Below are 20,808 nucleotides of genomic sequence, written 5' to 3'. Positions count from 1 at the left end.
CTCAGGCCGGCAGCGGTGTGTCCAGCACCGCTGCCAGGCAAGACTCGGGCAGTACTTCGCGCAGGCGCTCGCGCACGCGGCCGACGTAGCCGTCCGACGCCATTGCCGGCAACTGCGCCAGCGCCAGCCGCAGCGCATGCACGGTATCGTCTTCGCCGCGGGTGGCCTGCAGCAGCTGGTGCAGGCGCGCGGCGGCGGGGTGGCGCTGCAGTGCCAGCATGTCCAGCAGGTAGATGCGCGCGGCCACCAGCGAGCGGCGCCGTGCCGCCGCCGATGGTACGGCGTCGGGCACCGCTGCCGGCGCCGGTTCCGGCTGTGCCATGTGCAGGTAGCCGTCACGCTGCAGCCGCGCGATCAGGGCCGGGGCGTCGTCACCGAGCAGGGTGACCAGTTCGGCCAGATCGCGCTTGCCGTCGCACAGGATCAGGGCGCGGCGCTGGCGCAGGTCCAGCGGGGCACGGTGGGCCTGGAGGGCGGCATGCGCGAGGTCGGTCTTGCGCGGTTGCATGGGCGGAAGGGCGATGCGGCGCGGAGCCCCAAGCCTGCCCGTCGCAGGTGAAAGCGTGATGACATGGGCTATCGGGAACGCGCATTTGGTCAAGGTTCCAGCGGCACTGAAAGTCGTGGTGCTTTCGCCCTATATCCGTCATTTATTCCCGCCAGGTGGCTTGCCTGCAGTCCATGTCGATGGAGGCATGGCTCCGCAAGGTAGTGTGATGCTTATCACTTCTGGCGCGTTGGTCTTGGCCGGCCCCGTATCAGCCGGAGTTTGCTGAGTCAGGTTTGGGGTGTTAGCTTCCCATTAAGCGCTGCCATGTGGATTCGACGCTGCAATGGTGTCGAAAGGGGGCCATGCGCTGTCCGGGGGCGGCGAGGGAGATTCGCCGCAGAAGAGGTATCCATTCAAAGATCCAGGGGTTAATCGATGAAGACACGTAAATTGTGTGATGCGATTCTCGTTGCATTGATTGGTACGGCTGGGCTTGCAGGCACGGCAGCCGCGCAGGACGCGGAAACAAAACCCGACGCCAAGATGCTCGACACGGTCACCGTGACCGGCACCCGCATCAAGAGCCAGACCATGACGGCTTCCAGTCCCGTGGCGGAAATCGACCGGGAGGCCTTCAAGAACACGGGTGCGACACGTGCGGACGATCTGATCAACCAGTACCCGCAGATGGCGCCCTACTTCGACAATTTCGCGAATAACGGCGCGCAGTCGTATCCGACGGCGGATCTGCGCGGCCTGGGGCCGGGCCGCACCCTGACCCTGGTGAACGGGCACCGCCTGCCGCCGGGCACCTTCGAATCGCGCGATATCAGCATCGTGCCCGCGGCACTCATCAAGCGTGTCGATCTTCTGACCGGCGGTGCCTCGGCCGTTTATGGCTCCGACGCGATCGCCGGTGTAGTCAACTTCGTCCTGGATACCAATTTCGAAGGTATCAGTCTTAATGCCGGCACCTCGGCCTACCGGCACAAGAACGACAATTCCTATCTCCGCGGGAAAATGGACGAGGTCGGGTATACCTATCCGAGGGGCGATTCGGGGTTTGACGGAATCTCGCGGAATGTGGACATCGCCATCGGTGGCAAGTTTGGCGAAGGCAAAGGCCACGCGATGGCATGGATGACCTGGCGCGAGAACGACGCGTTGATGCAGGGCGATCGCGATTACTCTTCCTGTGCCCTGAATGCGAGCGGCACTGCCTGTGGTGGCTCGGGAACCGCGCCGATCCCCAATTTCTACATCTATGACGCCGACTACGTGCTTTCGGATACGGGCGGCGCCGCGCACTTCGATCCCACTACCGGCAAGTGGGCGCCGGACATGGGCCAGCTGTACAACTACGCGCCCATCAACTATTACCAGCGCCCCGATACCCGTTATAACTTCGGCGCATCGGTTCGCTATGACGTTAATGACTATTTCCGTCCCTACGCGGAAATGATGTACGTCAACAAGAAGAGCAGCATCCAGGTCGCGGAGTCCGGCACGTTCTTTGCTCAGACGCTTTCGATCGCGTGCGATGACCCGCTGATCAACACCATGTGTTCGGATCTGGGACTTTCGGACGCCGAACCGCTGGAGATCTATGTTGGCAAGCGCAACAACGAAGGTGGCGCCCGCAGGACCAGCGACGATACCAATTCATGGCGTCTGATCGGCGGTGCCGAGGGTTTCATCAACGACACCTGGAGCTACAACGCCTCGTACGCTTTCAGTCGTACCGAGAATACCAATATCGGGCGCGGCGACTTCCTGTCCGACCGCGTCGCGTCGGCGCTGCTGGGCTGCCCGGCGGGCTCCTTCGCCGGCTGCGTTCCCTACAACGTCTGGGTACCGAATGGGGTCACCAAGGAGGCGGCCGAGGCATTGCAGGGCGTCAGCATGGTGTCGACCAGTACCTCGATGAAGGTACTGAACGCCTATGTGAGCGGAGACCTGGGATGGGGTTTTCCCACGGCCGACAACGATCCGATCAAGCTCGTGTTTGGCTATGAATGGCGAAAGGAACATTACGAGGTCGAGGCCGACAGTAATTCCGCGTCCGGCAACTTCACGGGCGCTGGTGGACCCGTGACCGCGATCAATGGCGATGTGAGCGTGCGCGAACTGTTCATGGAAAGCGCGGTGCCACTGGCGCAGGACATGGGGCTGCTGCGGAGCCTGTCGCTGGACCTGGGCTTCCGCGCATCCGACTACAATCTGTCCGGTCGCGCCAATACCTATAAGGTCGGCGCCAATGCCGAGCTGGGCCCGGTGCGCCTGCGCGGTGGCTTCAACCGCGCCATCCGCGCCCCGAACATCGGTGAGCTGTTCTCGCTGCAGTCGATCTCCCTGTGGGAAGGCGAAGATCCGTGCGCTGGTTCCAACCCGGTCTATACCGCGGCACAGTGCGCCAATACCGGCGTGACCGGCGCCCAGTATGGGAACATCCCGGCCAGTCCCGCCGACCAGTACAACCAGTATGCGGGTGGCAACCTGGAGCTGACGCCGGAGAAGGCCAAGACCTGGACGCTGGGTGCGGCGTACAGCCCGATCGATGGCCTGGATCTCAGTCTTGATTTCTACGATATCAAGATGACCGATCGCATCGCCGATATCGGCGCCTCCACGATCCTCGAGTTGTGTGGCAGTACCGGCAACCCGACGCTGTGCTCGATGATCCACCGCCGTAGTGGAAGCGGTGATCTTTGGATCGGCAATGATGTGGCGACCACGGGTTACATCGAGAACCTGACCGGCAACTTCGGCAAATCGCATCACCGTGGGTTCGACTTCACCGCGGCCTATGGTTGGGATGCCCTGGGTGGCCGATTCAACACGACCTTCGTTGGTACCCGTACGCAAAAGGTTGAGATCGACAACCTGCCCGAGATCGCAGGCACGAAGTTCGATTGCGCTGGCAAGATCAATGTGTCCTGCCTGAATCCGAAGTGGCGCCATATCGCCAATGCCAGCTTCGCGCGTGACTGGTACAGCGTCAATCTGCGCTGGCGTTACACCGCCGGTGTCGATTATGTGAATGCCGTCACCGGCAGCAAGCTCAGCACGGACAAGCTGTTGGTGGCCAATGGGAACAAACTCAGCGCAGCCAACTACTTTGACCTGTCGGCCAACTTCGACATCGGTCCCATGGTGTGGACGATGGGCGTCAACAACATCGCGGACAAGGAACCGCCGATGGTCGGCAACGCGCTGGCGCTCAACGGCAATGCTCCGGGTGGCTACGACCAGGCCGGCCGCTACTTCTTCACCAGCGTCAGTGTGAAGTTCTGATGTGAGTTGGCGTCGCCGGCAGCGCGTGCGCTGCCGGCGACGCTCAGTGAAGCCGGGCGGCTAGCCGTCCTGTTTCCCATCGCCCGCGTCCTGGTTTTCGCCCGGCACTTCCGGCCGGCTTTCCATCATCAGCGACAGGGCCGCCTTGGCCATCATGTGGGCGCTCACCGGTGCGGTGATGAACAGGAACACGGTGATCAGCAGCTCGCGCGGCTGCGGATCCTCGCCGAGGAAGATGTGGTACGCCACCGAGCACACCAGCACGCAGCCCACGCCCAGCGTGCTGGCCTTGGTGGGGGCGTGCAGGCGCTTGAAGAAGTCCGACAGCCGGACCAGGCCGAGCGCGCCGACCAGGATGAAGAAGCAGCCGAACAGCAGCAGCGCCGACAGCACGAAGGGCAGCACGGCCATCATTCGACGATGTCCCGGCGCAGCACGAACTTGCTCAGCACCACGGTGCTGCAGAAGCCGAGCATGGCGATCACCAGCGCGGCCTCGAAGTAGACCGCCGAATTGAGGTACATGCCGAACAGCATCAGTTCGGCGATGGCGGTAACCGAAAGCGTGTCCAGGGCGAGGATGCGGTCGGGCACCGTCGGCCCGCGCAGCAGGCGCCACAGCGCCAGCAGCATCGCCAGCGCGACCATGTGCATGCACACCACCACGGTGGTCTGGAAAACCAGGAGTCCGGTCACGGGAAGATCTCCATCAGCGGCGCCTCGTAGCGGGACTTGATCTCGGCGATCAGGGCCTGCGGGTCCTCCAGGTGCAGCACGTGCACCAGCAGGTAGCGGCGGTCGTCGGACAGGGCGGAGGACACCGTGCCCGGGGTGAGGGTGATGAGGCTGGTCAGCGCGGCGATGCCGTGGATGTTGCCGATGTCCAGCGGCACCCAGATGAACCCCGGGGTGAGCCTGCGCTCGGGCCCCAGCACCTGCGCGGCGACGCGGAAGTTGGACAGCAGGATGTCCCACAACATCACGCATACCAGCCGCGGCAATGGCCGCAGCGTGCCGATGCGGGCGAACTCGCGGTCAAGGCGCGCGGCGAACAGCGGAATCACCACGCCCAGCAACATGCCGAGCAGCAGCTGGCCGAGGTCGAAGCTGGCGGACATGACCAGCCAGAACGCGACCACGGTGATCGACAGCGCGGGCGAGGGGAACAGCCGCCGCAGCAGGGGCCGGCGCGCGCTCATGGCAGCCTCGATTGCGGCGTGGCGCCGCGCACGTCGTGCAGGTATTGCTGCGGCGCCAGCAGCTGCGCGGCAATGGCGTCGGTCTGCCGCATCAGCGGCGCGGCGAACACGCTCATCGCCAGTGCGCAGGCCAGCAGCGCGGTGGTGGCGGCGGTCTCGAACGGTCGCGCCGGCACTTCGCTCGCGGGTGCTGGCGGCGCGTCGTCCTCGCCGGGCACGTGCCAGAACAGGCGGATGCCGCTGCGTACCAGGCCGATGATCACCAGCAGGCTGCTGCCCAGTACCGCCGCCCAGACCAGTCCGGTATGCGCGTCGGGCACCGCCGACAGCAGCGCGGCCTTGGCCAGGAAGCCGGCCAGCGGTGGCAGCCCCGCCACCGCCACCGCGCCGACCAGGAACAGCAGGCCGGGGATGGTCTTGCCCGGCAGCGCGGCGGCCAGGTCGCGTTCGCCGCGTTCGCCGGCGCGCCAGCGCCGGCGGCGGATCAGGTCGGCGACCAGGAACAGTGCGGCCGCGGTGAACGTGCTGTGCGGCAGGTAGTACAGCCCGGCCGAGATGGTCCCGGCGTTGCCCAGCGCGAAGGCGATGAACAGGGTCGCCGCCGAAACCACCACCAGGTACGCCACCTGCGCCCGCAGCCGGGTCGCCGCCAGTGCGCCCAGCGCGCCCAGCAGCAGGGTGCCGATGCCGGCCCACAGCAGCCAGCCGGCGCCATAGCCGGCCAGTGCGCCGGCGCCCTCGCCGAACCACAGCGTGCCGACGCGCAGCACCGCGTACAGGCCGACCTTGGTCATGATCACGAACAGCGCCGCCACCGCCGCCGGTGCGCGCGCATACGATTCGGGCAGCCACAGGTACAGCGGCAGCAGCGCGGCCTTGGCGCAGAACACCACCAGCAGCAGGCCCAGCGCGGCCTTGGCCAGCTTCAGGTGGGTCGGCGGAAGCTCGGCGATGCGCTGCCCGATCTCGGCCATGTTGAGCGTGCCCAGGGTGGCATAGAGCATGCCCAGTGCGATCAGGAACACGGTCGAGGCCGAGACGTTGAACACCACGTAGTGCAGGCCGATGCGCAGGCGCAGGCCGCGGCCGCCGGACAGCAGCAGGCCGTAGGAGGCGATCAGCAGCACCTCGAAGAACACGAACAGGTTGAAGATGTCCCCGGTCAGGAAGGCGCCGTTGAGACCGACCAGCTGGAACTGGAACAGGGCATGGAAGTGCGGCGCGCGGCGGTCCCAGCCGGTGCACGCATGCAACAGGCAGGCCGCGGCCAGCAGCAGCGTGGTGCCAAGCATCCAGCCGGCCAGGCGGTCGGCGACCAGGGCGATGCCCAGCCGCGCCGGCCAGTCGCCCAGCAGGTACACCATGGTCTCGCCCTGGCTGGTGGCGGCGATCAGCAGCCCTTCGACCAGTGCCAGTACCACCATGCTGGCCCAGGCCACGCTGCGCTGCACCTTCGGCCCGTAGCGCCGGTGTTCGACGAACAACGACAGCGACGCGCCCAGCAGCGGTACCAGGACCGGCAGAATCGGCAGGTGGTTCATGCGCCCTCCCGGTTGCCGGCGTCGCGGCCGTCGTCGGGCTCGTGCGCGTCGACGTGGTCGCTGTGGTTGTCGCTGCGGCTGCGTATCGCCAGCACGATGCTGACCGCGGTCATGGCGAAGGCGATGACGATGGCGGTCAGCACCAGCGCCTGCGGCAGCGGGTCGGTGTAGTGCGCCAGGTCCGGGGCCACGCCGTCCTTGAGCACCGGCGCCTTGCCGCTGGCCAGGCGCCCGGCGCTGAAGATCAGCAGGTTGGTGGCATAGGACAGGAAGGTCATGCCGAGGATGACGTCGAAGCTGCGCGCGCGCAGCAGCAGGTACACGCCGATCGCGGTGAGCACGCCAATCGCGCTTGCCAGGGCCAGTTCCATCAGTGCATCTCCCCGGTGCGCGGCGAACGGCGGTGGATGTCGATCTCGCCATGGCGCGCGCTGCGCGTGCGCGACGGCTTGACCGTGCCCATCATCGACAGGATCAGCATCACCCCGCCGAACACCACCAGGTACACGCCGGTGTCAAAGCCTATCGCGCTGGCCAGCGGCAGCTCGCCGATCAGCGGCAGGTGCAGGTCGAGGTGGCCGCTGGTCAGGAACGGAACCCCGAACAGCATCGACGCCATGCCGCTGAGCACGGCGACCAGCAGGCCCACGCCGATGCAGCGGATGTAATCGAAGCCGAAGCGCGATTCCACCGACACCGTGCCCTGGATCACGTACTGGATCAGCAGCGGCACCGCCAGCACCAGCCCGGCGATGAAGCCGCCGCCCGGGGCGTTGTGGCCACGCAGGAACAGGAAGATCGACACGGTGAGGGTGAGCGGGAACATGATCTGCGCCAGGTCGGCCGGCACCGGCAGCTTGATCGGCGGGCCGGGCATGATCTGCTCGGGCGCCATGCGCGCGCGGCGCAGCAGCGCATGCACCACCAGCGCGGCGATGCCGAACACGGTGATTTCACCGAAGGTATCGAAGCCGCGGAAGTCGACCAGGATCACGTTCACCACGTTGCGGCCGTAGGCCTCGGGCAGCGCGCGCTGCAGCATCTCGCCGGCCACGGTGTTGGGCGGCAGGGTCATCATGGTGTAGGCCAGCGCGGCCAGGCCGCCGCCGGCGACCACCGCGATCAGCGCGTCGCGGCGCTTGCGCCACGGCGTGCGCTCGGGTGGCGACTGCGCCGGCAGGTAGTTCATGCCCAGCAGCATCAGCACCAGAGTCACCATCTCCACCATCAGCTGGGTCAACGCCAGGTCCGGCGCGGACAGGAACACGAACGCCAGCGCCACCATCAGCCCGGAACCGCCCACCACGATCACCGCCAGCAGGCGCTGCCGGTACAGGAACAGCGCGCCCAGGGCGCAGGCCAGCATCACCAGCCACAGTGCCCAGCCCAGCAGCGGCATCGGCTGCGCCGCCGGCCAGGCCGGCCATGCCGGGGCGGCGGCGTACGGCGCACCGGCCACGATCACCGCCACCAGCACCAGCGCCAGCAGCATGCGCTGCAGGCTGCCGTCCGCCAGCGCGTGGGTGATGCGCTGGGCCAGCCCGAACAGCGCGTCCATGCCGCGCTGGAACAGCAGCTTGCCGACCGGGCGGTTGCGCGCGGCATACAGGTCGGTGCGCCGGCGCAGGCCGGCATACAGCGCGATGCCGCCGGCCACGCCGACCGCGCTCATCGCCAGGGGCAGGTTGAAGCCGTGCCAGACCGCCAGGCTGTAGACGGGCATCGCAGCGCCGAGGATCGACTGCGCGGCGGCGTGCAGCACGGGGGCCACGGTCAGCGCCGGGGCAATGCCGACCGCCAGGCAGATCAGCACCAGCACCTCCACCGGGACCTTCATCCAGCGCGGCGGTTCGTGCGGCACCCCCTCGATGTCGAGCGGGCCCTTGCCGAAGAAGGTGTCGTGGACGAAGCGCAGGCTGTAGGCGACGCCGAGGATGCCGGCCAGCAGCGCGGCCGAGCTCATCGCCGTGCGCATCCACTGCGGGCCGCCGGTGGCCAGCGCCTCGGCGAACAGCATTTCCTTGGACAGGAAGCCGTTGAGCAGCGGGATGCCCGCCATCGCCAGCGAGGCGATGATCGCCAGCGTGCTGGTGATGGGCATCAGCCGCCGCAGGCCGCCAAGGCGGCGCATGTCACGGGTGCCGGTTTCGTGGTCGATGATCCCCGCGGCCATGAACAGCGAGGCCTTGAAGGTGGCGTGGTTGAGGATATGGAACACGCCGGCGACCACGGCCATCGGCGTGGACAGGCCGAACAGCAGGGTGATCAGGCCCAGGTGCGAGATCGTCGAATAGGCCAGCAGGCCCTTGAGGTCATGCTGGAAGATCGCATTCCAGGCGCCGACCAGCAGGGTGATCGCGCCAATGCCGCTGACCAGGTAGAAGAACAGTTCGCTGCCGGCCAGCGCCGGGTGCAGCCGCGCCAGCAGGAACACACCGGCCTTCACCATCGTCGCCGAGTGCAGGTAGGCCGATACCGGGGTGGGCGCGGCCATCGCATGCGGCAGCCAGAAATGGAACGGGAACTGCGCGCTCTTGGTGAAGATGCCGGCCAGGACCAGCAGCAGCGCCCACGGATACAGCGTGCTGCCACGGATCAGGTCGCCCGAGGCCAGCACCACGTCCAGGTCGAAGCTGCCGACGATGCGGCCGATCAGCAGTACGCCGGCCAGCAGCGCCAGCCCGCCGCCGCCGGTGACGACGAACGCCATGCGCGCGCCCTCGCGGGCGTCGCGGCGGTGCGACCAGAAGCCGATCAGCAGGAACGAACTGATGCTGGTCAGCTCCCAGAACACCATCAGCAGCAGCAGGTTGCCGGACAGCACCATGCCCAGCATCGCGCCCATGAACAGCAGCAGGCAGCTGTAGAAGCGGCGCGTACTGTCCTGCGCCGAGAGGTAGTAGCGCGCGTACAGCACCACCAGCGCGCCGATGCCCAGCACCAGCCCGGCGAACATCCACGCCAGCCCGTCCAGGCGCAGGGTGGCCTCCAGCCCGATCCGCGGCAGCCAGGGCCAGCTTTCGCGCAGTACCGCGCCGTCGAGCACGGCCGGGGTCATCGTTCCCAGCAGCACCAGGCCCAGCAGGGGTGCGGCACCGGCCACCCACGCCGCGGCCGTGCGCGACAGGCGGCCATGCAGGGCGATGAGCGCGGCCATCAGGAATGGCAGCGCGAGCAGCAGGGGGAGAACGGATGTCATGCAGGGAATGCGGGATTCGCGAGCAGGTCCAGCAGTCTAGCAGGCGCTTTTTTGCCGCCGGAACCCCGTAGATGAACGAGCCGTTCGGGTTCGCGGTCCGCGCCGGGCGCCCCGGGTGGCCGGCGTCCGCGCCCCGGCAGCAGGCCCGGCCGCCCCCGGCGGAACGGGCCGGCGCGGCGCTGCCGGAGGGCGGACGCGCGTGCGCTGCGGCGCGCCTGGCAGGCGCGGTGACCGGCCCGCCAGGCACCGGCAACGGCGCGTCGGGTGTTCGCGCCGCGGATGCCATCGCGGTGCCCGTGGCGATGGCCGTGCGCGGACATGGCGCGTCGCTGCGCCGCCATCGCCTATGCTGTCCGCATGGAAGCAGGGCAACACGCAGAAGACATGCCGCGGCGGGCACTGGTGTTCGGCGGCAGCGGGCAGATCGGCGAACGGCTGCTGGCCGGGCTGCTGGCCGATGGCTGGAGGGTGCAGGCCGTGTCGCGCGCGCGGCGTGCGGCCGCGCCGGGGCTGAGCTGGCGACAGGGCGACCTGTCCGGCGACTGGCGGGACGATGGCCCGTTCGATGCGGTGTTCAGCTGCGGCCCGCTCGACCACTTCGCGCGCTGGTACCAGGCCGCGGACATCGCCGCGCCGCGGGTGGTCGCGTTCGGCTCGACCAGCGTCGAGGTCAAGCAGGACTCGCGCGAACCGGCCGAGCGCGATGTCGCCCGCCGCCTGCGTGAGGCCGAGGCCACGCTGTTCGCCGCCGCACGCGCCCGTGGCGTGGCCGCCACGGTGCTGCGGCCGACCCTGGTCTATGGCGCCGGCCGCGATGCCACGCTGACCGCGATCGCGCGGCTGGCCACCCGCAGCGGCGTGTTCGTGCTGCCGGCCGGGGCCGACGGCCTGCGCCAGCCGGTGCACGTGCAGGATCTGGCCGACGCCGCGCTGCAGGTGTTGCGGCATCCGGCCACCGCCGGGCACGCCTATGCGCTCGGCGGTGGCGAGCGCCTGGCCTATGCGGAAATGGTGCGGCGGGTGCTGGCGTCGCTGCAGCCGCCGCCGCGGCTGTTGCGGGTGCCGGCGCCGCTGTTCCGCGGGGCGTTGGCGATGGCCCATGCCATGGGCCGCCTGCGCGGCATGAACGCCGCCGCGCTGGCACGCATGCGCGAGCCGCTGGTGTTCGATATCGACCCGGCACGCCGCGACTTCGGCTATGCGCCACGCCCGTTCCATCCCACCCGGGACATGTTCGGGCTGTAGTGCGGGGCTTGCCCCGCACGGGCTTTGGCGCGATGTCGCATGCGCGGCGGGCCCCGCATCCACGGTCCCGGGCCTGCCCGCGGGTGCGCGCCGCTCAGTACTTCCAGCCGAACTGCCGGTACAGCTTGGCCAGCACCCAGATCGGCCCGATCAGCAGATAGGTCAGGTCGGTGAGAAAGCTGGGCCGGCGGCCTTCAATGTGGTGGCCGATGAACTGCGCGATCCAGGCGACGACGAACACGCCGACGCCGGCGTACAGCAGGCCGCGCACGCCGATGCGGTCCTCCAGCAGCCGGCACAGGCAGCCGGAGACGAAGAACAGGATCAGCATGCCGATGCCCAGCGGCCGCGACAGGCGGTTGTAGTACGCCCATGCGCCGAACATCGCCAGCGCCGCCCAGATGCCGTTCTGGAACCAGGGCAGCAGCGGCGGGATGCACCACAACAGGGCGATCACCGACCACAGGATGGCCGGCACCGCGACCACGTGGATGGCCTGGTTGACGGGATTGCGGTGGTCGCCGGAATAGCTGGCGAACCAACGGTCGATGGGGCGTGCGGCACTCATGTCCATGCGGCCTCTTCTCCCGGCAGGGGCGGTGGCGCGCGCCCCGACGGGCGCGCGGGGGAACTCAGTCGATGTGGATGCCCGCCAGCTTCTGCAGGGCCTCGGCGTACTTGTCGCGGGTGCGCGCGATCACCTCGGCCGGCAGCGCCGGGCCCGGGGCGGTCTTGTTCCAGTCCAGCGTTTCCAGGTAGTCGCGCACGAACTGCTTGTCGTAGCTCGGCGGGCTGGTGCCGACCGCGTACTCGTCGGCCGGCCAGTAGCGCGAGGAGTCGGGCGTGAGCATCTCGTCCATGATGTACAGGCGGCCGTCGGCGTCGGTGCCGAACTCGAACTTGGTGTCGGCCAGCAGGATGCCGCGCTCGGCCGCGTACTCGGCGGCGAACTTGTAGATGCGCAGGGTCGCGTCGCGCACCTTCTCGGCAAGCTCGGCGCCCACCGCCTTGACCATCGCGTCGAAGTCGATGTTCTCGTCGTGGTCGCCCACCGCGGCCTTGGTGGACGGGGTGAAGATCGGCTCGGGCAGCTGCTGCGCCTGCTGCAGGCCGTCGGGCAGCTTGATGCCGCTGACCTGGCCGGTGCGCTGGTAGTCCTTCCAGCCGCTGCCGATCAGGTAGCCACGGGCGATGGCCTCCACCGGCACCGGCTTGAGCCTGCGGGTGACCACCGCGCGCCGGGCGTACAGCGCCGGGTCCACGCCGTCGGGCAGCACGCTGGCCACGTCGATGCCGGTCAGGTGGTTGGGCATCAGGTGCGCGGTCTTGGCGAACCAGAAATTGGACACCTGGCACAGCATCTCGCCCTTGCCCGGGATCGGGTCGGGCAGCACCACGTCGAACGCGGACAGGCGGTCGGTGGCCACGATGAGCAGGTAATCGCCGGCAGGCGTGTCGGCCGGCAGGCGTTCGCGCGGGATATCGAATACATCGCGCACCTTGCCGCGGTGGCGCAAGGGCAGGCCGGGAAGATCGGATTGCAGCAGCGTGGTCGGCACGGGCACTCCTGGAACTTGGCGATGAAGCCGTCGGCACAGGACCCGGGGGGCCCGCGGCGGGACGGCGGGCGGCCTAGTGTAAGGCCGTCCGGGGCGGCTGTGGCATAAAATACGGCCCCGATCTTCAAGGCCACGGCCCCGCCCATGCGCTGGTACGGAAAACTGCTGGGATTCATCGCCGGCGCCCTGCTGTTCAGGCCCAACCCGCTGTTCGGCGCGGTGGTGGGCATGCTGCTGGGGCATGCGTTCGACAGCGACTGGTTCAGGCTCGGCAAGGACCTGCCCTACCGCGAGCTGGGGGTGACCCGCGAGGCCAGCGATGCCGAGATCGACCTGGCCTACCGCCGCCTGATCTCCCAGTACCACCCCGACAAGCTGGCCGGTGCAGCGCCCGAACTGCGCGCCCAGGCCGAGAAGAAGGCCCGGCAGATCAACGCCGCCTACGACCGCATCAAAACCCTGCGCAAGCGCTGAAAGGCCCCGTCATGTCCAACTGCATCATCGCCCCGTCCATCCTCTCGGCCGACTTCGCCCGGCTCGGCGAGGAGGTCGACACCGTCCTCGCCGCCGGTGCCGACTGGGTCCATTTCGACGTGATGGACAACCATTACGTGCCCAACCTGACCATCGGCCCGATGGTCTGCCAGGCGCTGCGCAGGCATGGCGTGACCGCGCCGATCGACGTGCACCTGATGGTCGAGCCGGTGGACCGCATCGTGCCGGACTTCGCCGAGGCCGGCGCCAGCCTGATCAGCTTCCACCCGGAAGCGTCGCGGCACGTTCACCGCACCATCCAGCTGATCAAGGCACATGGCTGCAAGGCCGGTCTGGTGCTGAACCCGGCGACCCCGGTGGAAGTGCTCGACTGGGTGCTGGAGGACCTGGATCTGGTGCTGCTGATGTCGGTCAACCCCGGCTTCGGCGGCCAGGCGTTCATTCCCTCGACCCTGGAAAAGCTGCGCGCGGTGCGGGCGATGATCGACAAGCTCGGCAAGCCGGTGATCCTGGAAGTGGACGGCGGGGTCAAGGCCGACAACATCGGCCAGATCGCCGCCGCCGGCGCCGACGCCTTCGTCGCCGGCTCGGCCATCTTCAACGCCCCGGACTACGCGCAGGTGATCGCGCAGATGCGCGCCAACGTCGCCGCGGCGCGGGGTTGAGCATGGCTGCCGGCCTGCACATCCGTCCGGCCACCGCCGATGATGCGGGCCTGATCCTGCATTTCATCCGCGAACTGGCGATCTACGAAAGGGCCGAATCGTCGGTGCAGACCGACGAGGCCGGGATCCGCGCCAGCCTGTTCGGTGCCGATGCCAAGGCGCAGGCGCTGGTCTGCGAGCGCGACGGGCAGGCCATCGGCTACGCGGTCTACTTCTACAACTATTCCACCTGGCTGGGCCGCAACGGCATCTACCTGGAAGACCTGTACGTCAGCCCGGAACATCGCGGCTGCGGGGCGGGCAAGGCACTGCTGCAGCACATCGCGCGCCTGGCGGTGGCGCAGGGCTGCGGCCGCTTCGAGTGGTCGGTACTGGACTGGAACACGCCGGCGATCGACTTCTACCGCGCCGCCGGCGCGCTGCCGCAGGACGAGTGGACCGTGTATCGGCTGCAGGGCGACGCGCTGCGGCGGTTCGCCGAGGGCTGAGGCACGGCATGGGTGCCGGCGTCGCGGTAACCGCTGCGCCGGCCGGCACCGGCAAAAAGAAGGCCGTGGCATCGTTGCCACGGCCGGGGGAATTCGTGGGAGGCTGATCCTGCCTCCATCCATCGTCCCTGCTATGGCCTTCCATGCTCCGCCGGTTCGATGACGCGGCGATGACGGCCGCGTTGCGGTTGCGTGGCGGATGCACATTACAGCGCGTTCATGCCTGCGCCACGCTCCGGTTAGCCGGCGCGGCGCAATCTGTCGGCGATGGTTGGAAACGCCATCTTTCCGAACTTCCACGCTGTAGCCCGCCCAAAGGATCACGCACATGAAGACCTCCGCCCTGCTCCTCGCCGTCGGCCTGGCCCTGGGGGCCGGCACCGCGTTCGCCGCCCAGTCGACCCCGGCCACCCCCGCCACGCCCGCCACCCCGGCGGCCCCGGCCATGCAGATGGCGCCGGCGGCCAAGACCGCCACCGCGCCGGCCACCAAGCACCACGCCAAGAAGCACCACCACCACGCCGCCGTGGCCAAGCCGGCAACGCCCGCCACCCCGGCAGACGGCAAGTAAGTCCCCGGCCCGGGAGGGTCACGCCGGTCCGTCGGCCGGCGTGATCCGCCTGCGTCCGGTCGAGTCACCGTGACCGAGGGCAGGGCCATGAACACCAGCATCCATCACCCGTATTCGCTGGCGGCCCTGGTCATGCTGGCGGTCCTGGGGGGCACGGGGTTGCCCGGTACACCTGCGGCCCCGGCTACGCCCGCGGGCGCCAGTGCGCCGGCTTCCGCACCCCGCCCGGCAACGGCAAAAGTGCTGCCGCGCTGCCTCAAGCGCAGCGCGCTGGGCAAGTGCGAGCGCCGCGCGCCAGCCACGTCCGGCGGCAACCGCGCCGCCCCCGTGGCAACGCCCACTCCGACCCGCTGAACCGCGCCGCCGCCGGCGCTATGCTTGCCCGACCCAGGCCACAGCCACGCCGTCATGCGCATACTGGTCGTCGAGGACGATACCCAGATTTCGGCCTACATCGCCAAGGGACTGCGCGAGGACGGGCACGTCGTCGACTGCGTGGACAACGGCCGCGATGGCCTGTTCATGGCCACCACCGAAACCTACGCGGCGGTCGTGCTGGACCGCATGCTGCCCGGCCTGGACGGGCTCACCGTGCTGCGCACGCTGCGCGGCGCCGGCAATACGGTGCCGGTGCTGCTGCTGACCGCGCTGGCCGATGTCGACCACCGGGTGGAAGGTCTGCGCGCCGGTGCCGACGACTACCTGGTCAAGCCGTTCGCGTTCGCCGAACTCAGTGCCCGGCTCGATGGTCTGTCGCGGCGCGCTCCGGGGGCATCGCCGGCCGCCGTGTCGACGCGGCTGCAGGTGGCCGACCTGGAACTGGACCTGCTGCGCCGCACCGCCTCGCGCGCAGGCCGTGCCATCGAACTGCTGCCGCGCGAGTTCATGCTGCTGGAGTACCTGATGCGTAACGCCGGCCGCGTGGTCACCCGCACCATGCTGCTGGAGTCGGTGTGGAACTACCACTTCGATCCGCAGACCAACGTGATCGACGTGCACATCAGCCGCCTGCGGCAGAAGATCGACCATGGCTTCGCCACGCCGCTGCTGCATACGGTGCGCGGCGCCGGCTACCGGCTCGACGGCTGATGCGCCTGCTGCGCTCCACCACCTCGCGGCTGGCGCTGGCGGTGTCGGTCGCGTTCCTGCTGGCGTTCATCGTGCTCGGCACCGGCGTCTATGCCGCGGTGTCCGCCCTGCTCGAGCGCGACGCGCACGAGGTCGTGCGTACCGACGCGGCCGGGCTGCGCGATCTCTACCGGCACGCCGGCTACGCGCGGCTGCGCGAGGAACTGCAGGGGCGTATCGGCACCCCGGACGACCCGGACATGGTGTACATGCTGCTGGACGCGCGCGGCGAGGTCATCGTCGGCACGCTGGCGAGCGTGCCGGGCTGGACCGCGCATGCGCGCTGGCTGGAGTTCACCGACGTCGAGGCCGACGACGCCCCGCGGGTGGTCGCGCACCAGCAGCGGCTGGACAACGGCCAGTACCTGGTCGCCGGCCTGCGCATGCGTTCGGAGGACGGCTTCCTGCGCCTGATCCTGCACTCGGCGCTGGCCGCGCTGCTGGCGGCGGCGGTGATGGGGGCGATGGTCGGCGGCTGGACCTCGCGCTGGGTGGCGCGCCGGCTCGGCAGCCTGGACCGCACCGCCGAGCGGGTGGCGGCCGGCGAAATGGACCTGCGCGTGCGCAGCGATGGCAGTGGCGATGCCTTCGACCGCGTCGCGCTGCGCTTCAATGGCATGCTCGACCGGATCCAGGCGCTGCTCGACGCGGTGCGCCACGCCACCGATCACATCGCCCATGACCTGCGCACCCCGCTGAGCCGCCTGCGCACCCGGCTGGAGGCGATGCGCGCGGTACCGGCCATTGCCGCGTCGCCGGCGGCGCTGGCCGAACTGGAGTCGGGGCTGGCCGAGGCCGACGGCCTGCTGCAGTCTTTTTCCGCGCTGCTGCGGCTGTCGCGGATCGAGGCGCAGGCGGCGACCACCGACGATGCCACCGTGGTCGACCTGGACCAGCTGGTCGCCGACGTGGTCGAGCTTTACCAGCCGGTTGCCGCGCAGCGCGGCATGCGCCTGTGCGTCTCCGGCGTGCCACTGCAGGTGGCGGGCGACCCCGACCAGCTGTTCCAGGTGCTGGTGAACCTGCTCGACAACGCACTCAAGTACGGGCCCACCGGCGGTACCGTCAGCGTGGACACGGCGGTGGACGGCGAGCATGCCGTGCTGCGCATCCGCGACCAGGGCCCGGGCATCCCCGAAGGCGACCGCCAGCGCGTGTTCGATCGCTTCGAGCGCTTGCAGGCCGACCGCGGCCAGCCCGGTACCGGGCTGGGCCTGAGCCTGGTGCGCGCCATCGTCAGCCGCCATCGCGGCACCGTTGTGCTGTCCGCGGGCGACCCGGGCCCGGGCGGCACCCCGGGGTTGTGCGTGACCGTGCAGCTGCCACGGCGGCCGCCCGCTGCCCTGGCCTGAGGTCCGTGGAGGGGCGCCGCGCACCCCCAGGCGGGCTTGGACAGTTGCCTGTGCAAGCGTTCCGGCCGGGCGTCGCGGCCCCCCGCTGCGGCCCATTTGCGGTACAGTTGCGCGGTGTCCATTCTGACGACCAAGCGTTCCCTTTCTTCCGCTCGCCGCTGGTGGCGATGGTGGCCCGTTGCCGTCGTCCGTACCGCCACCGTCGATTCCCGGAAGGAAAGCCGTCTTGATCACGCAAGAGCAGTTCCAGCAGCAGGCCGCTGAAGGCCATACCCGCATCCCCGTCGTCCGCGAAGTGCTGTCCGACCTGGACACGCCGCTGTCGGTCTACCTCAAGCTCGCCGACGGCCCGCATACCTACCTGTTCGAATCGGTCGAGGGCGGCGAACGCTTCGGCCGCTATTCGATCATCGGCCTGCCGGCGCGGCGCATCTACAGCGTCCGCGGCCATACGCTGGAAGTAAGCGAACTGGGTGAAGTGATCGAACGCCGCGAGGTCGCCGACCCGCTGGCCGAGGTCGAAGTCCTGCGCGCGCAGCACTCGGTGCCACAGTTCGATGGTCTGCCGGGTTTCACCGGCGGCCTGGTCGGCTGGTTCGGCTTCGAGTGCATCCAGTACATCGAGCCGCACCTGGGCGCGGGCGACAAACCCGACGAACTCGGCACGCCGGACATCTACCTGATGCTCTCCGAAGAGCTGGCGGTGTTCGACAACCTCAAGGGCCGGCTGTACCTGATCGTGCATGCCGACCCGGCGCAGCCGCAGGCCTGGGTCTGCGCCAACCGCCGCCTGGACGAACTGGCGCACCGGCTGCGCCAGGGCGGGGCCGGCTACCCGCAGGCGCAGGTGTCCGATGCCATCGACGAGCAGGACTTCCAGTCGTCCTTCACCCGCGAGCAGTACCACGCGGTGGTGCGCAAGGCGCAGGAGTACGTGCTCGCCGGCGACATTTTCCAGGTGGTGCCGAGCCAGCGCCTGCGCGTGCCGTTCCGTGCGCGGCCAATCGACGTATACCGCGCCCTGCGTGCGCTGAATCCGTCGCCGTACATGTATTTCATTGATGTTGGCGGCACCCAGGTGGTCGGCTCCTCGCCGGAAATCCTGGCGCGGCTGCGCGATGGCATCGTCACCGTGCGTCCGATCGCCGGCACCCGTCCGCGCGGCGCCACGCCGGAGCAGGACAAGGCGCTGGAGGTCGAGCTGCTGGCCGATCCCAAGGAGCGCGCCGAACACGTGATGCTGATCGACCTGGGCCGCAACGACGTCGGCCGCATCGCCGAGCCGGGCACGGTGAGGGTGGGGGAGCAGTTCGTGATCGAACGCTACAGCCACGTCATGCACATCGTCAGCGAAGTCACCGGCACCTTGAAGGCCGGGTTGAGCTACAGCGACGTGCTGCGCGCCACGTTCCCGGCCGGCACCGTCAGCGGCGCGCCCAAGATCCGCGCGCTGGAGATCATCCGCGAGCTGGAGCCGGTCAAGCGCAACGTCTATTCCGGCGCGGTCGGCTACATCGGCTGGCATGGCGACGGCGACACCGCCATCGCCATCCGCACCGCGGTCATCCAGGGCGGTTACCTGTACGTGCAGGCCGGTGGCGGCGTGGTCTACGACTCCGACCCCGACGCCGAGTGGCAGGAGACCATGAACAAGGGCCGCGCGCTGTTCCGTGCGGTGGCGCAGGCGGCGAAAGGGCTGTGAGGTGAACGGCATGGCCGCCAATTGCCTGCCAGTCGTCCTGCTCGCTGCAGTGACGGGAGCGGCGACGACGGTGTCCGCTGCGCAAGCCGCTGGCACCGTGGATGGCGCGCAGGCGGCGGTCCGTGCCGAAGGCAGGGTCGTTCATTACGACGGCCGGATAACGCAGGCCTCCGTTGCCGCGGTACGCATGCTGCTTGAGGCCGACGGCTCGTTGAAGGAACTGGCGATCCGCTCGGCCGGCGGCGATGTCGAAGCCGGGCTGGCGCTGGGCGGGCTGGTCCGTGACCGCGGCCTGGACGTGCGCGTCGTCGGTGATGTCTGCATGTCGTCCTGCGCGAATTACGTGTTTCCGGCAGGTCGGCGAAAGATCGTGGAAAGCGGCGCGCTGGTGATCTGGCACGGCTCCATGATCCAGAAGAATCTGCTTGAGGATTTTGATTACTCGGGCGTGCAGAGGCAGCTCGGCCGGCCACCTACCTGGTGGGAGCGGTGGTCCATGAAGCGGACGGCCAGGCAGTGGCTGCGCAGGATCTCGGCCGAGCAGGCCGCGTTCTACGCCAGGATCGGAGTCGATCCGCGGATAACGGTGCTCGGCCAGCTGCAGGACTGCGGGTGCAACTGGACCGTTACGGTCGCGGACATGGCGAAATTTGGAATCGATTCGGTGGCGGCCGACCCCGCTTATGGCATGCCCGGCTACGGGCGCTGGGACGGGGAATGGCGGCTGGTGGCCGACCACCCGCAGCCGCTCGCCGCAACAGGACAACGATGAGAGACGAACCATGCTGTTGATGATCGACAACTACGACAGCTTCACCTTCAACCTCGTGCAGTACCTGCAGATGCTGGGCGCCGAGGTGAAGGTGGTGCGCAACGACGCGCTCAGCGTCGAGCAGATCGCCGCGCTCAATCCCTCGCACATCGTGGTGTCGCCGGGGCCGAAGACGCCCGACGACGCCGGCGTGTCGCTGGAGGTAATCCGTCGGCTCGGCCCGACCATCCCGGTCTTCGGCGTGTGCCTGGGCCACCAGAGCATCGGCCAGGTGTATGGCGGTGACGTGATCCGCGCCGGCAACATCATGCACGGCAAGACCTCGCCGATCCGCCACGAGGGCAAGGGCGTGTTCGCCGGCCTGCCGGACCGCTACGAGGCCACGCGCTATCACTCGCTGGTGGTGGACAAGAACACGCTGCCGGACGTGCTGGAGATCACCGCCTGGACCGAGAACCCGGACGGCTCGATGGAGGAGATCATGGGCCTGCGCCACCGCCAGTACCCGGTGGAAGGCGTGCAGTTCCATCCCGAGTCCATCCTCACCCAGCACGGCCACGCGCTGATGAAGAATTTCCTGGACCGCACGTGCTGAGCGGCACCGAAGCGCTGCGGCTGTTCGTGGTAATGCTCGGCGGCCGCCATGCGCGCGCCAACACCGAAGTGCATGACGTGGTGTTCGCCGTGGCCCCCGGTATCGAGCAGAGCTACCCGCAGCTGCGCCAGCAATGGTTCGGCGATGCGGCGGGGCTGCACCTGGATTCGTGGATGACGGTCGATGGCGTCGAGCAGTGGCAGGTGCGCCTGTCCGCGGACGTGCCGGCCGCCGATGCACCGCGGCTCTACTTCGTGAACCTGGGCGGCTACGTCGCCGGCGAGTTCGGCGAGGCCCACCGCTACCTGCTGGTGGTCGCCGACGACCCGGCCGACGCCAAGCGCAAGGCGCTGCGGCAGGCCGGCGCGGCATGGATCAAGCCACACCGCGACGCCCTGTTCGAGGTCGACAGCTGCCTGCCCGTCGGCCCCATCGGCGGCCTGCACGTGCACCTGGTTCCCGGCGCCCACGAAGGCATCCGCTGCCAGAGCGATTACATCGTCATTTCCTGATC

22 protein-coding genes are annotated in these 20,808 nt (G+C 68.7%); 13 read left to right on the top strand and 9 right to left on the bottom strand.

What is annotated here, in order from left to right; translation table 11 throughout:
• Nucleotide 1: 1 nt before the first annotated feature.
• Nucleotides 2-508, bottom strand: a complete 507-nt coding sequence (locus tag ACJ7VY_RS14550) for a hypothetical protein (protein ID WP_409475917.1) — start codon at nucleotides 506-508, stop codon at nucleotides 2-4.
• 417 nt (nucleotides 509-925) lie between these two features.
• Here ACJ7VY_RS14550 and ACJ7VY_RS14545 point away from each other — a divergent pair, with 417 nt between their 5' ends.
• Nucleotides 926-3,784: a TonB-dependent receptor domain-containing protein gene (locus ACJ7VY_RS14545; protein WP_161615171.1), complete on the top strand. Its 2,859-nt coding sequence runs from the start codon at nucleotides 926-928 to the stop codon at nucleotides 3,782-3,784.
• 60 nt (nucleotides 3,785-3,844) lie between these two features.
• On the opposite strand, the gene ACJ7VY_RS14540 is transcribed toward ACJ7VY_RS14545, so the two are convergent.
• From ACJ7VY_RS14540 to ACJ7VY_RS14515, 6 genes are read right to left on the bottom strand one after another with little or no spacing between them, the layout of a single operon-like run.
• Nucleotides 3,845-4,195 (bottom strand): Na+/H+ antiporter subunit G, encoded by a 351-nt coding sequence (locus ACJ7VY_RS14540; protein WP_409475916.1) that lies wholly within the window; start codon nucleotides 4,193-4,195, stop codon nucleotides 3,845-3,847.
• Nucleotides 4,195-4,437 (bottom strand): K+/H+ antiporter subunit F, encoded by a 243-nt coding sequence (locus ACJ7VY_RS14535; RefSeq protein WP_237723598.1) that lies wholly within the window; start codon nucleotides 4,435-4,437, stop codon nucleotides 4,195-4,197. The genes ACJ7VY_RS14540 and ACJ7VY_RS14535 overlap by 1 nt, the downstream gene beginning before the upstream one ends.
• Before the next feature lie 38 nt (nucleotides 4,438-4,475).
• Complete coding sequence (locus ACJ7VY_RS14530; protein ID WP_104939734.1) at nucleotides 4,476-4,982, bottom strand: Na+/H+ antiporter subunit E; 507 nt, start codon at nucleotides 4,980-4,982, stop codon at nucleotides 4,476-4,478.
• Nucleotides 4,979-6,523, bottom strand: a complete 1,545-nt coding sequence (locus ACJ7VY_RS14525; protein ID WP_409475915.1) for a monovalent cation/H+ antiporter subunit D — start codon at nucleotides 6,521-6,523, stop codon at nucleotides 4,979-4,981. The genes ACJ7VY_RS14530 and ACJ7VY_RS14525 overlap by 4 nt, the downstream gene beginning before the upstream one ends.
• Nucleotides 6,520-6,894, bottom strand: coding sequence for a Na+/H+ antiporter subunit C (locus ACJ7VY_RS14520; protein WP_104939732.1), 375 nt, complete (start codon nucleotides 6,892-6,894; stop codon nucleotides 6,520-6,522). The genes ACJ7VY_RS14525 and ACJ7VY_RS14520 overlap by 4 nt, the downstream gene beginning before the upstream one ends.
• The gene (locus tag ACJ7VY_RS14515) at nucleotides 6,894-9,722 is read right to left on the bottom strand and encodes a monovalent cation/H+ antiporter subunit A (RefSeq protein ID WP_409475914.1); all 2,829 of its coding nucleotides are present in this window, start codon (nucleotides 9,720-9,722) and stop codon (nucleotides 6,894-6,896) included. Before ACJ7VY_RS14515 ends, ACJ7VY_RS14520 begins: the two co-directional genes overlap by 1 nt.
• Nucleotides 9,723-10,106: 384 nt before the next feature.
• Between ACJ7VY_RS14515 and ACJ7VY_RS14510 the strand changes: the two genes are divergently transcribed.
• On the top strand, nucleotides 10,107-10,967 hold the full coding sequence (locus ACJ7VY_RS14510) for an NAD-dependent epimerase/dehydratase family protein (protein ID WP_409475913.1): 861 nt from the start codon (nucleotides 10,107-10,109) through the stop codon (nucleotides 10,965-10,967).
• A gap of 94 nt (nucleotides 10,968-11,061) precedes the next feature.
• On the opposite strand, the gene ACJ7VY_RS14505 is transcribed toward ACJ7VY_RS14510, so the two are convergent.
• Nucleotides 11,062-11,541, bottom strand: coding sequence for a DUF962 domain-containing protein (locus tag ACJ7VY_RS14505; protein WP_161615166.1), 480 nt, complete (start codon nucleotides 11,539-11,541; stop codon nucleotides 11,062-11,064).
• 58 nt (nucleotides 11,542-11,599) lie between these two features.
• Complete coding sequence (locus ACJ7VY_RS14500) at nucleotides 11,600-12,526, bottom strand: phosphoribosylaminoimidazolesuccinocarboxamide synthase (protein ID WP_161615165.1); 927 nt, start codon at nucleotides 12,524-12,526, stop codon at nucleotides 11,600-11,602.
• A gap of 144 nt (nucleotides 12,527-12,670) precedes the next feature.
• Between ACJ7VY_RS14500 and ACJ7VY_RS14495 the strand changes: the two genes are divergently transcribed.
• From ACJ7VY_RS14495 to ACJ7VY_RS14445, 11 genes are all read left to right on the top strand, one after another.
• The gene (locus ACJ7VY_RS14495) at nucleotides 12,671-13,000 is read left to right on the top strand and encodes a J domain-containing protein (protein WP_104939728.1); all 330 of its coding nucleotides are present in this window, start codon (nucleotides 12,671-12,673) and stop codon (nucleotides 12,998-13,000) included.
• Nucleotides 13,001-13,011: 11 nt separating this feature from the next.
• Complete coding sequence (gene rpe / locus ACJ7VY_RS14490; RefSeq protein ID WP_240212382.1) at nucleotides 13,012-13,686, top strand: ribulose-phosphate 3-epimerase; 675 nt, start codon at nucleotides 13,012-13,014, stop codon at nucleotides 13,684-13,686.
• 2 nt (nucleotides 13,687-13,688) lie between these two features.
• Nucleotides 13,689-14,174, top strand: a complete 486-nt coding sequence (locus tag ACJ7VY_RS14485; RefSeq protein ID WP_054667848.1) for a GNAT family N-acetyltransferase — start codon at nucleotides 13,689-13,691, stop codon at nucleotides 14,172-14,174.
• A gap of 328 nt (nucleotides 14,175-14,502) precedes the next feature.
• On the top strand, nucleotides 14,503-14,745 hold the full coding sequence (locus ACJ7VY_RS14480; RefSeq protein WP_409475912.1) for a hypothetical protein: 243 nt from the start codon (nucleotides 14,503-14,505) through the stop codon (nucleotides 14,743-14,745).
• An 87-nt stretch (nucleotides 14,746-14,832) separates the two neighbouring features.
• Nucleotides 14,833-15,099 carry a hypothetical protein gene (locus tag ACJ7VY_RS14475; protein WP_409475911.1) on the top strand — a complete coding sequence of 89 codons (267 nt, stop codon included), beginning with the start codon at nucleotides 14,833-14,835 and terminating at the stop codon, nucleotides 15,097-15,099.
• Between the two features lie 54 nt (nucleotides 15,100-15,153).
• Entirely contained in the window at nucleotides 15,154-15,834 is a 681-nt protein-coding gene (locus ACJ7VY_RS14470) for a winged helix-turn-helix domain-containing protein (RefSeq protein WP_409475910.1), read from the top strand.
• Nucleotides 15,834-17,225: an ATP-binding protein gene (locus ACJ7VY_RS14465; RefSeq protein ID WP_409475909.1), complete on the top strand. Its 1,392-nt coding sequence runs from the start codon at nucleotides 15,834-15,836 to the stop codon at nucleotides 17,223-17,225. The genes ACJ7VY_RS14470 and ACJ7VY_RS14465 overlap by 1 nt, the downstream gene beginning before the upstream one ends.
• Nucleotides 17,226-17,451: 226 nt before the next feature.
• Nucleotides 17,452-18,927 (top strand): anthranilate synthase component I, encoded by a 1,476-nt coding sequence (trpE, locus tag ACJ7VY_RS14460; protein WP_409475908.1) that lies wholly within the window; start codon nucleotides 17,452-17,454, stop codon nucleotides 18,925-18,927.
• A 10-nt stretch (nucleotides 18,928-18,937) separates the two neighbouring features.
• Nucleotides 18,938-19,699 carry a hypothetical protein gene (locus ACJ7VY_RS14455; RefSeq protein ID WP_409475907.1) on the top strand — a complete coding sequence of 254 codons (762 nt, stop codon included), beginning with the start codon at nucleotides 18,938-18,940 and terminating at the stop codon, nucleotides 19,697-19,699.
• Nucleotides 19,700-19,709: 10 nt separating this feature from the next.
• Nucleotides 19,710-20,294, top strand: coding sequence for an anthranilate synthase component II (locus ACJ7VY_RS14450; RefSeq protein ID WP_104939721.1), 585 nt, complete (start codon nucleotides 19,710-19,712; stop codon nucleotides 20,292-20,294).
• The gene (locus ACJ7VY_RS14445; protein WP_240212375.1) at nucleotides 20,288-20,806 is read left to right on the top strand and encodes a DUF1543 domain-containing protein; all 519 of its coding nucleotides are present in this window, start codon (nucleotides 20,288-20,290) and stop codon (nucleotides 20,804-20,806) included. The genes ACJ7VY_RS14450 and ACJ7VY_RS14445 overlap by 7 nt, the downstream gene beginning before the upstream one ends.
• The last annotated feature ends 2 nt before the right edge of the window (nucleotides 20,807-20,808 follow it).

Source organism: Stenotrophomonas sp. Y-13, from assembly GCF_046267925.1.
Taxonomy (GTDB): domain Bacteria; phylum Pseudomonadota; class Gammaproteobacteria; order Xanthomonadales; family Xanthomonadaceae; genus Stenotrophomonas; species Stenotrophomonas acidaminiphila_A.
Note: the sequence above shows the minus strand (reverse complement) of the source record. Positions and strands in the feature narration are given on the sequence as shown.

Excerpts from the sequence above, each read along its gene's own strand:
- ACJ7VY_RS14550 (WP_409475917.1), bottom strand. The coding sequence starts at position 508 with ATGCAACCGCGCAAGACCGACCTCGCGCATGCCGCCCTCCAGGCCCAC.
- ACJ7VY_RS14545 (WP_161615171.1), top strand. The coding sequence starts at position 926 with ATGAAGACACGTAAATTGTGTGATGCGATTCTCGTTGCATTGATTGGT.
- ACJ7VY_RS14540 (WP_409475916.1), bottom strand. The coding sequence starts at position 4,195 with ATGGCCGTGCTGCCCTTCGTGCTGTCGGCGCTGCTGCTGTTCGGCTGC.
- ACJ7VY_RS14535 (WP_237723598.1), bottom strand. The coding sequence starts at position 4,437 with ATGCACATGGTCGCGCTGGCGATGCTGCTGGCGCTGTGGCGCCTGCTG.
- ACJ7VY_RS14530 (WP_104939734.1), bottom strand. The coding sequence starts at position 4,982 with ATGAGCGCGCGCCGGCCCCTGCTGCGGCGGCTGTTCCCCTCGCCCGCG.
- ACJ7VY_RS14525 (WP_409475915.1), bottom strand. The coding sequence starts at position 6,523 with ATGAACCACCTGCCGATTCTGCCGGTCCTGGTACCGCTGCTGGGCGCG.
- ACJ7VY_RS14520 (WP_104939732.1), bottom strand. The coding sequence starts at position 6,894 with ATGGAACTGGCCCTGGCAAGCGCGATTGGCGTGCTCACCGCGATCGGC.
- ACJ7VY_RS14515 (WP_409475914.1), bottom strand. The coding sequence starts at position 9,722 with ATGACATCCGTTCTCCCCCTGCTGCTCGCGCTGCCATTCCTGATGGCC.
- ACJ7VY_RS14510 (WP_409475913.1), top strand. The coding sequence starts at position 10,107 with ATGCCGCGGCGGGCACTGGTGTTCGGCGGCAGCGGGCAGATCGGCGAA.
- ACJ7VY_RS14505 (WP_161615166.1), bottom strand. The coding sequence starts at position 11,541 with ATGGACATGAGTGCCGCACGCCCCATCGACCGTTGGTTCGCCAGCTAT.
- ACJ7VY_RS14495 (WP_104939728.1), top strand. The coding sequence starts at position 12,671 with ATGCGCTGGTACGGAAAACTGCTGGGATTCATCGCCGGCGCCCTGCTG.
- rpe (WP_240212382.1), top strand. The coding sequence starts at position 13,012 with ATGTCCAACTGCATCATCGCCCCGTCCATCCTCTCGGCCGACTTCGCC.
- ACJ7VY_RS14485 (WP_054667848.1), top strand. The coding sequence starts at position 13,689 with ATGGCTGCCGGCCTGCACATCCGTCCGGCCACCGCCGATGATGCGGGC.
- ACJ7VY_RS14480 (WP_409475912.1), top strand. The coding sequence starts at position 14,503 with ATGAAGACCTCCGCCCTGCTCCTCGCCGTCGGCCTGGCCCTGGGGGCC.
- ACJ7VY_RS14475 (WP_409475911.1), top strand. The coding sequence starts at position 14,833 with ATGAACACCAGCATCCATCACCCGTATTCGCTGGCGGCCCTGGTCATG.
- ACJ7VY_RS14470 (WP_409475910.1), top strand. The coding sequence starts at position 15,154 with ATGCGCATACTGGTCGTCGAGGACGATACCCAGATTTCGGCCTACATC.
- ACJ7VY_RS14465 (WP_409475909.1), top strand. The coding sequence starts at position 15,834 with ATGCGCCTGCTGCGCTCCACCACCTCGCGGCTGGCGCTGGCGGTGTCG.
- ACJ7VY_RS14455 (WP_409475907.1), top strand. The coding sequence starts at position 18,938 with ATGGCCGCCAATTGCCTGCCAGTCGTCCTGCTCGCTGCAGTGACGGGA.
- ACJ7VY_RS14450 (WP_104939721.1), top strand. The coding sequence starts at position 19,710 with ATGCTGTTGATGATCGACAACTACGACAGCTTCACCTTCAACCTCGTG.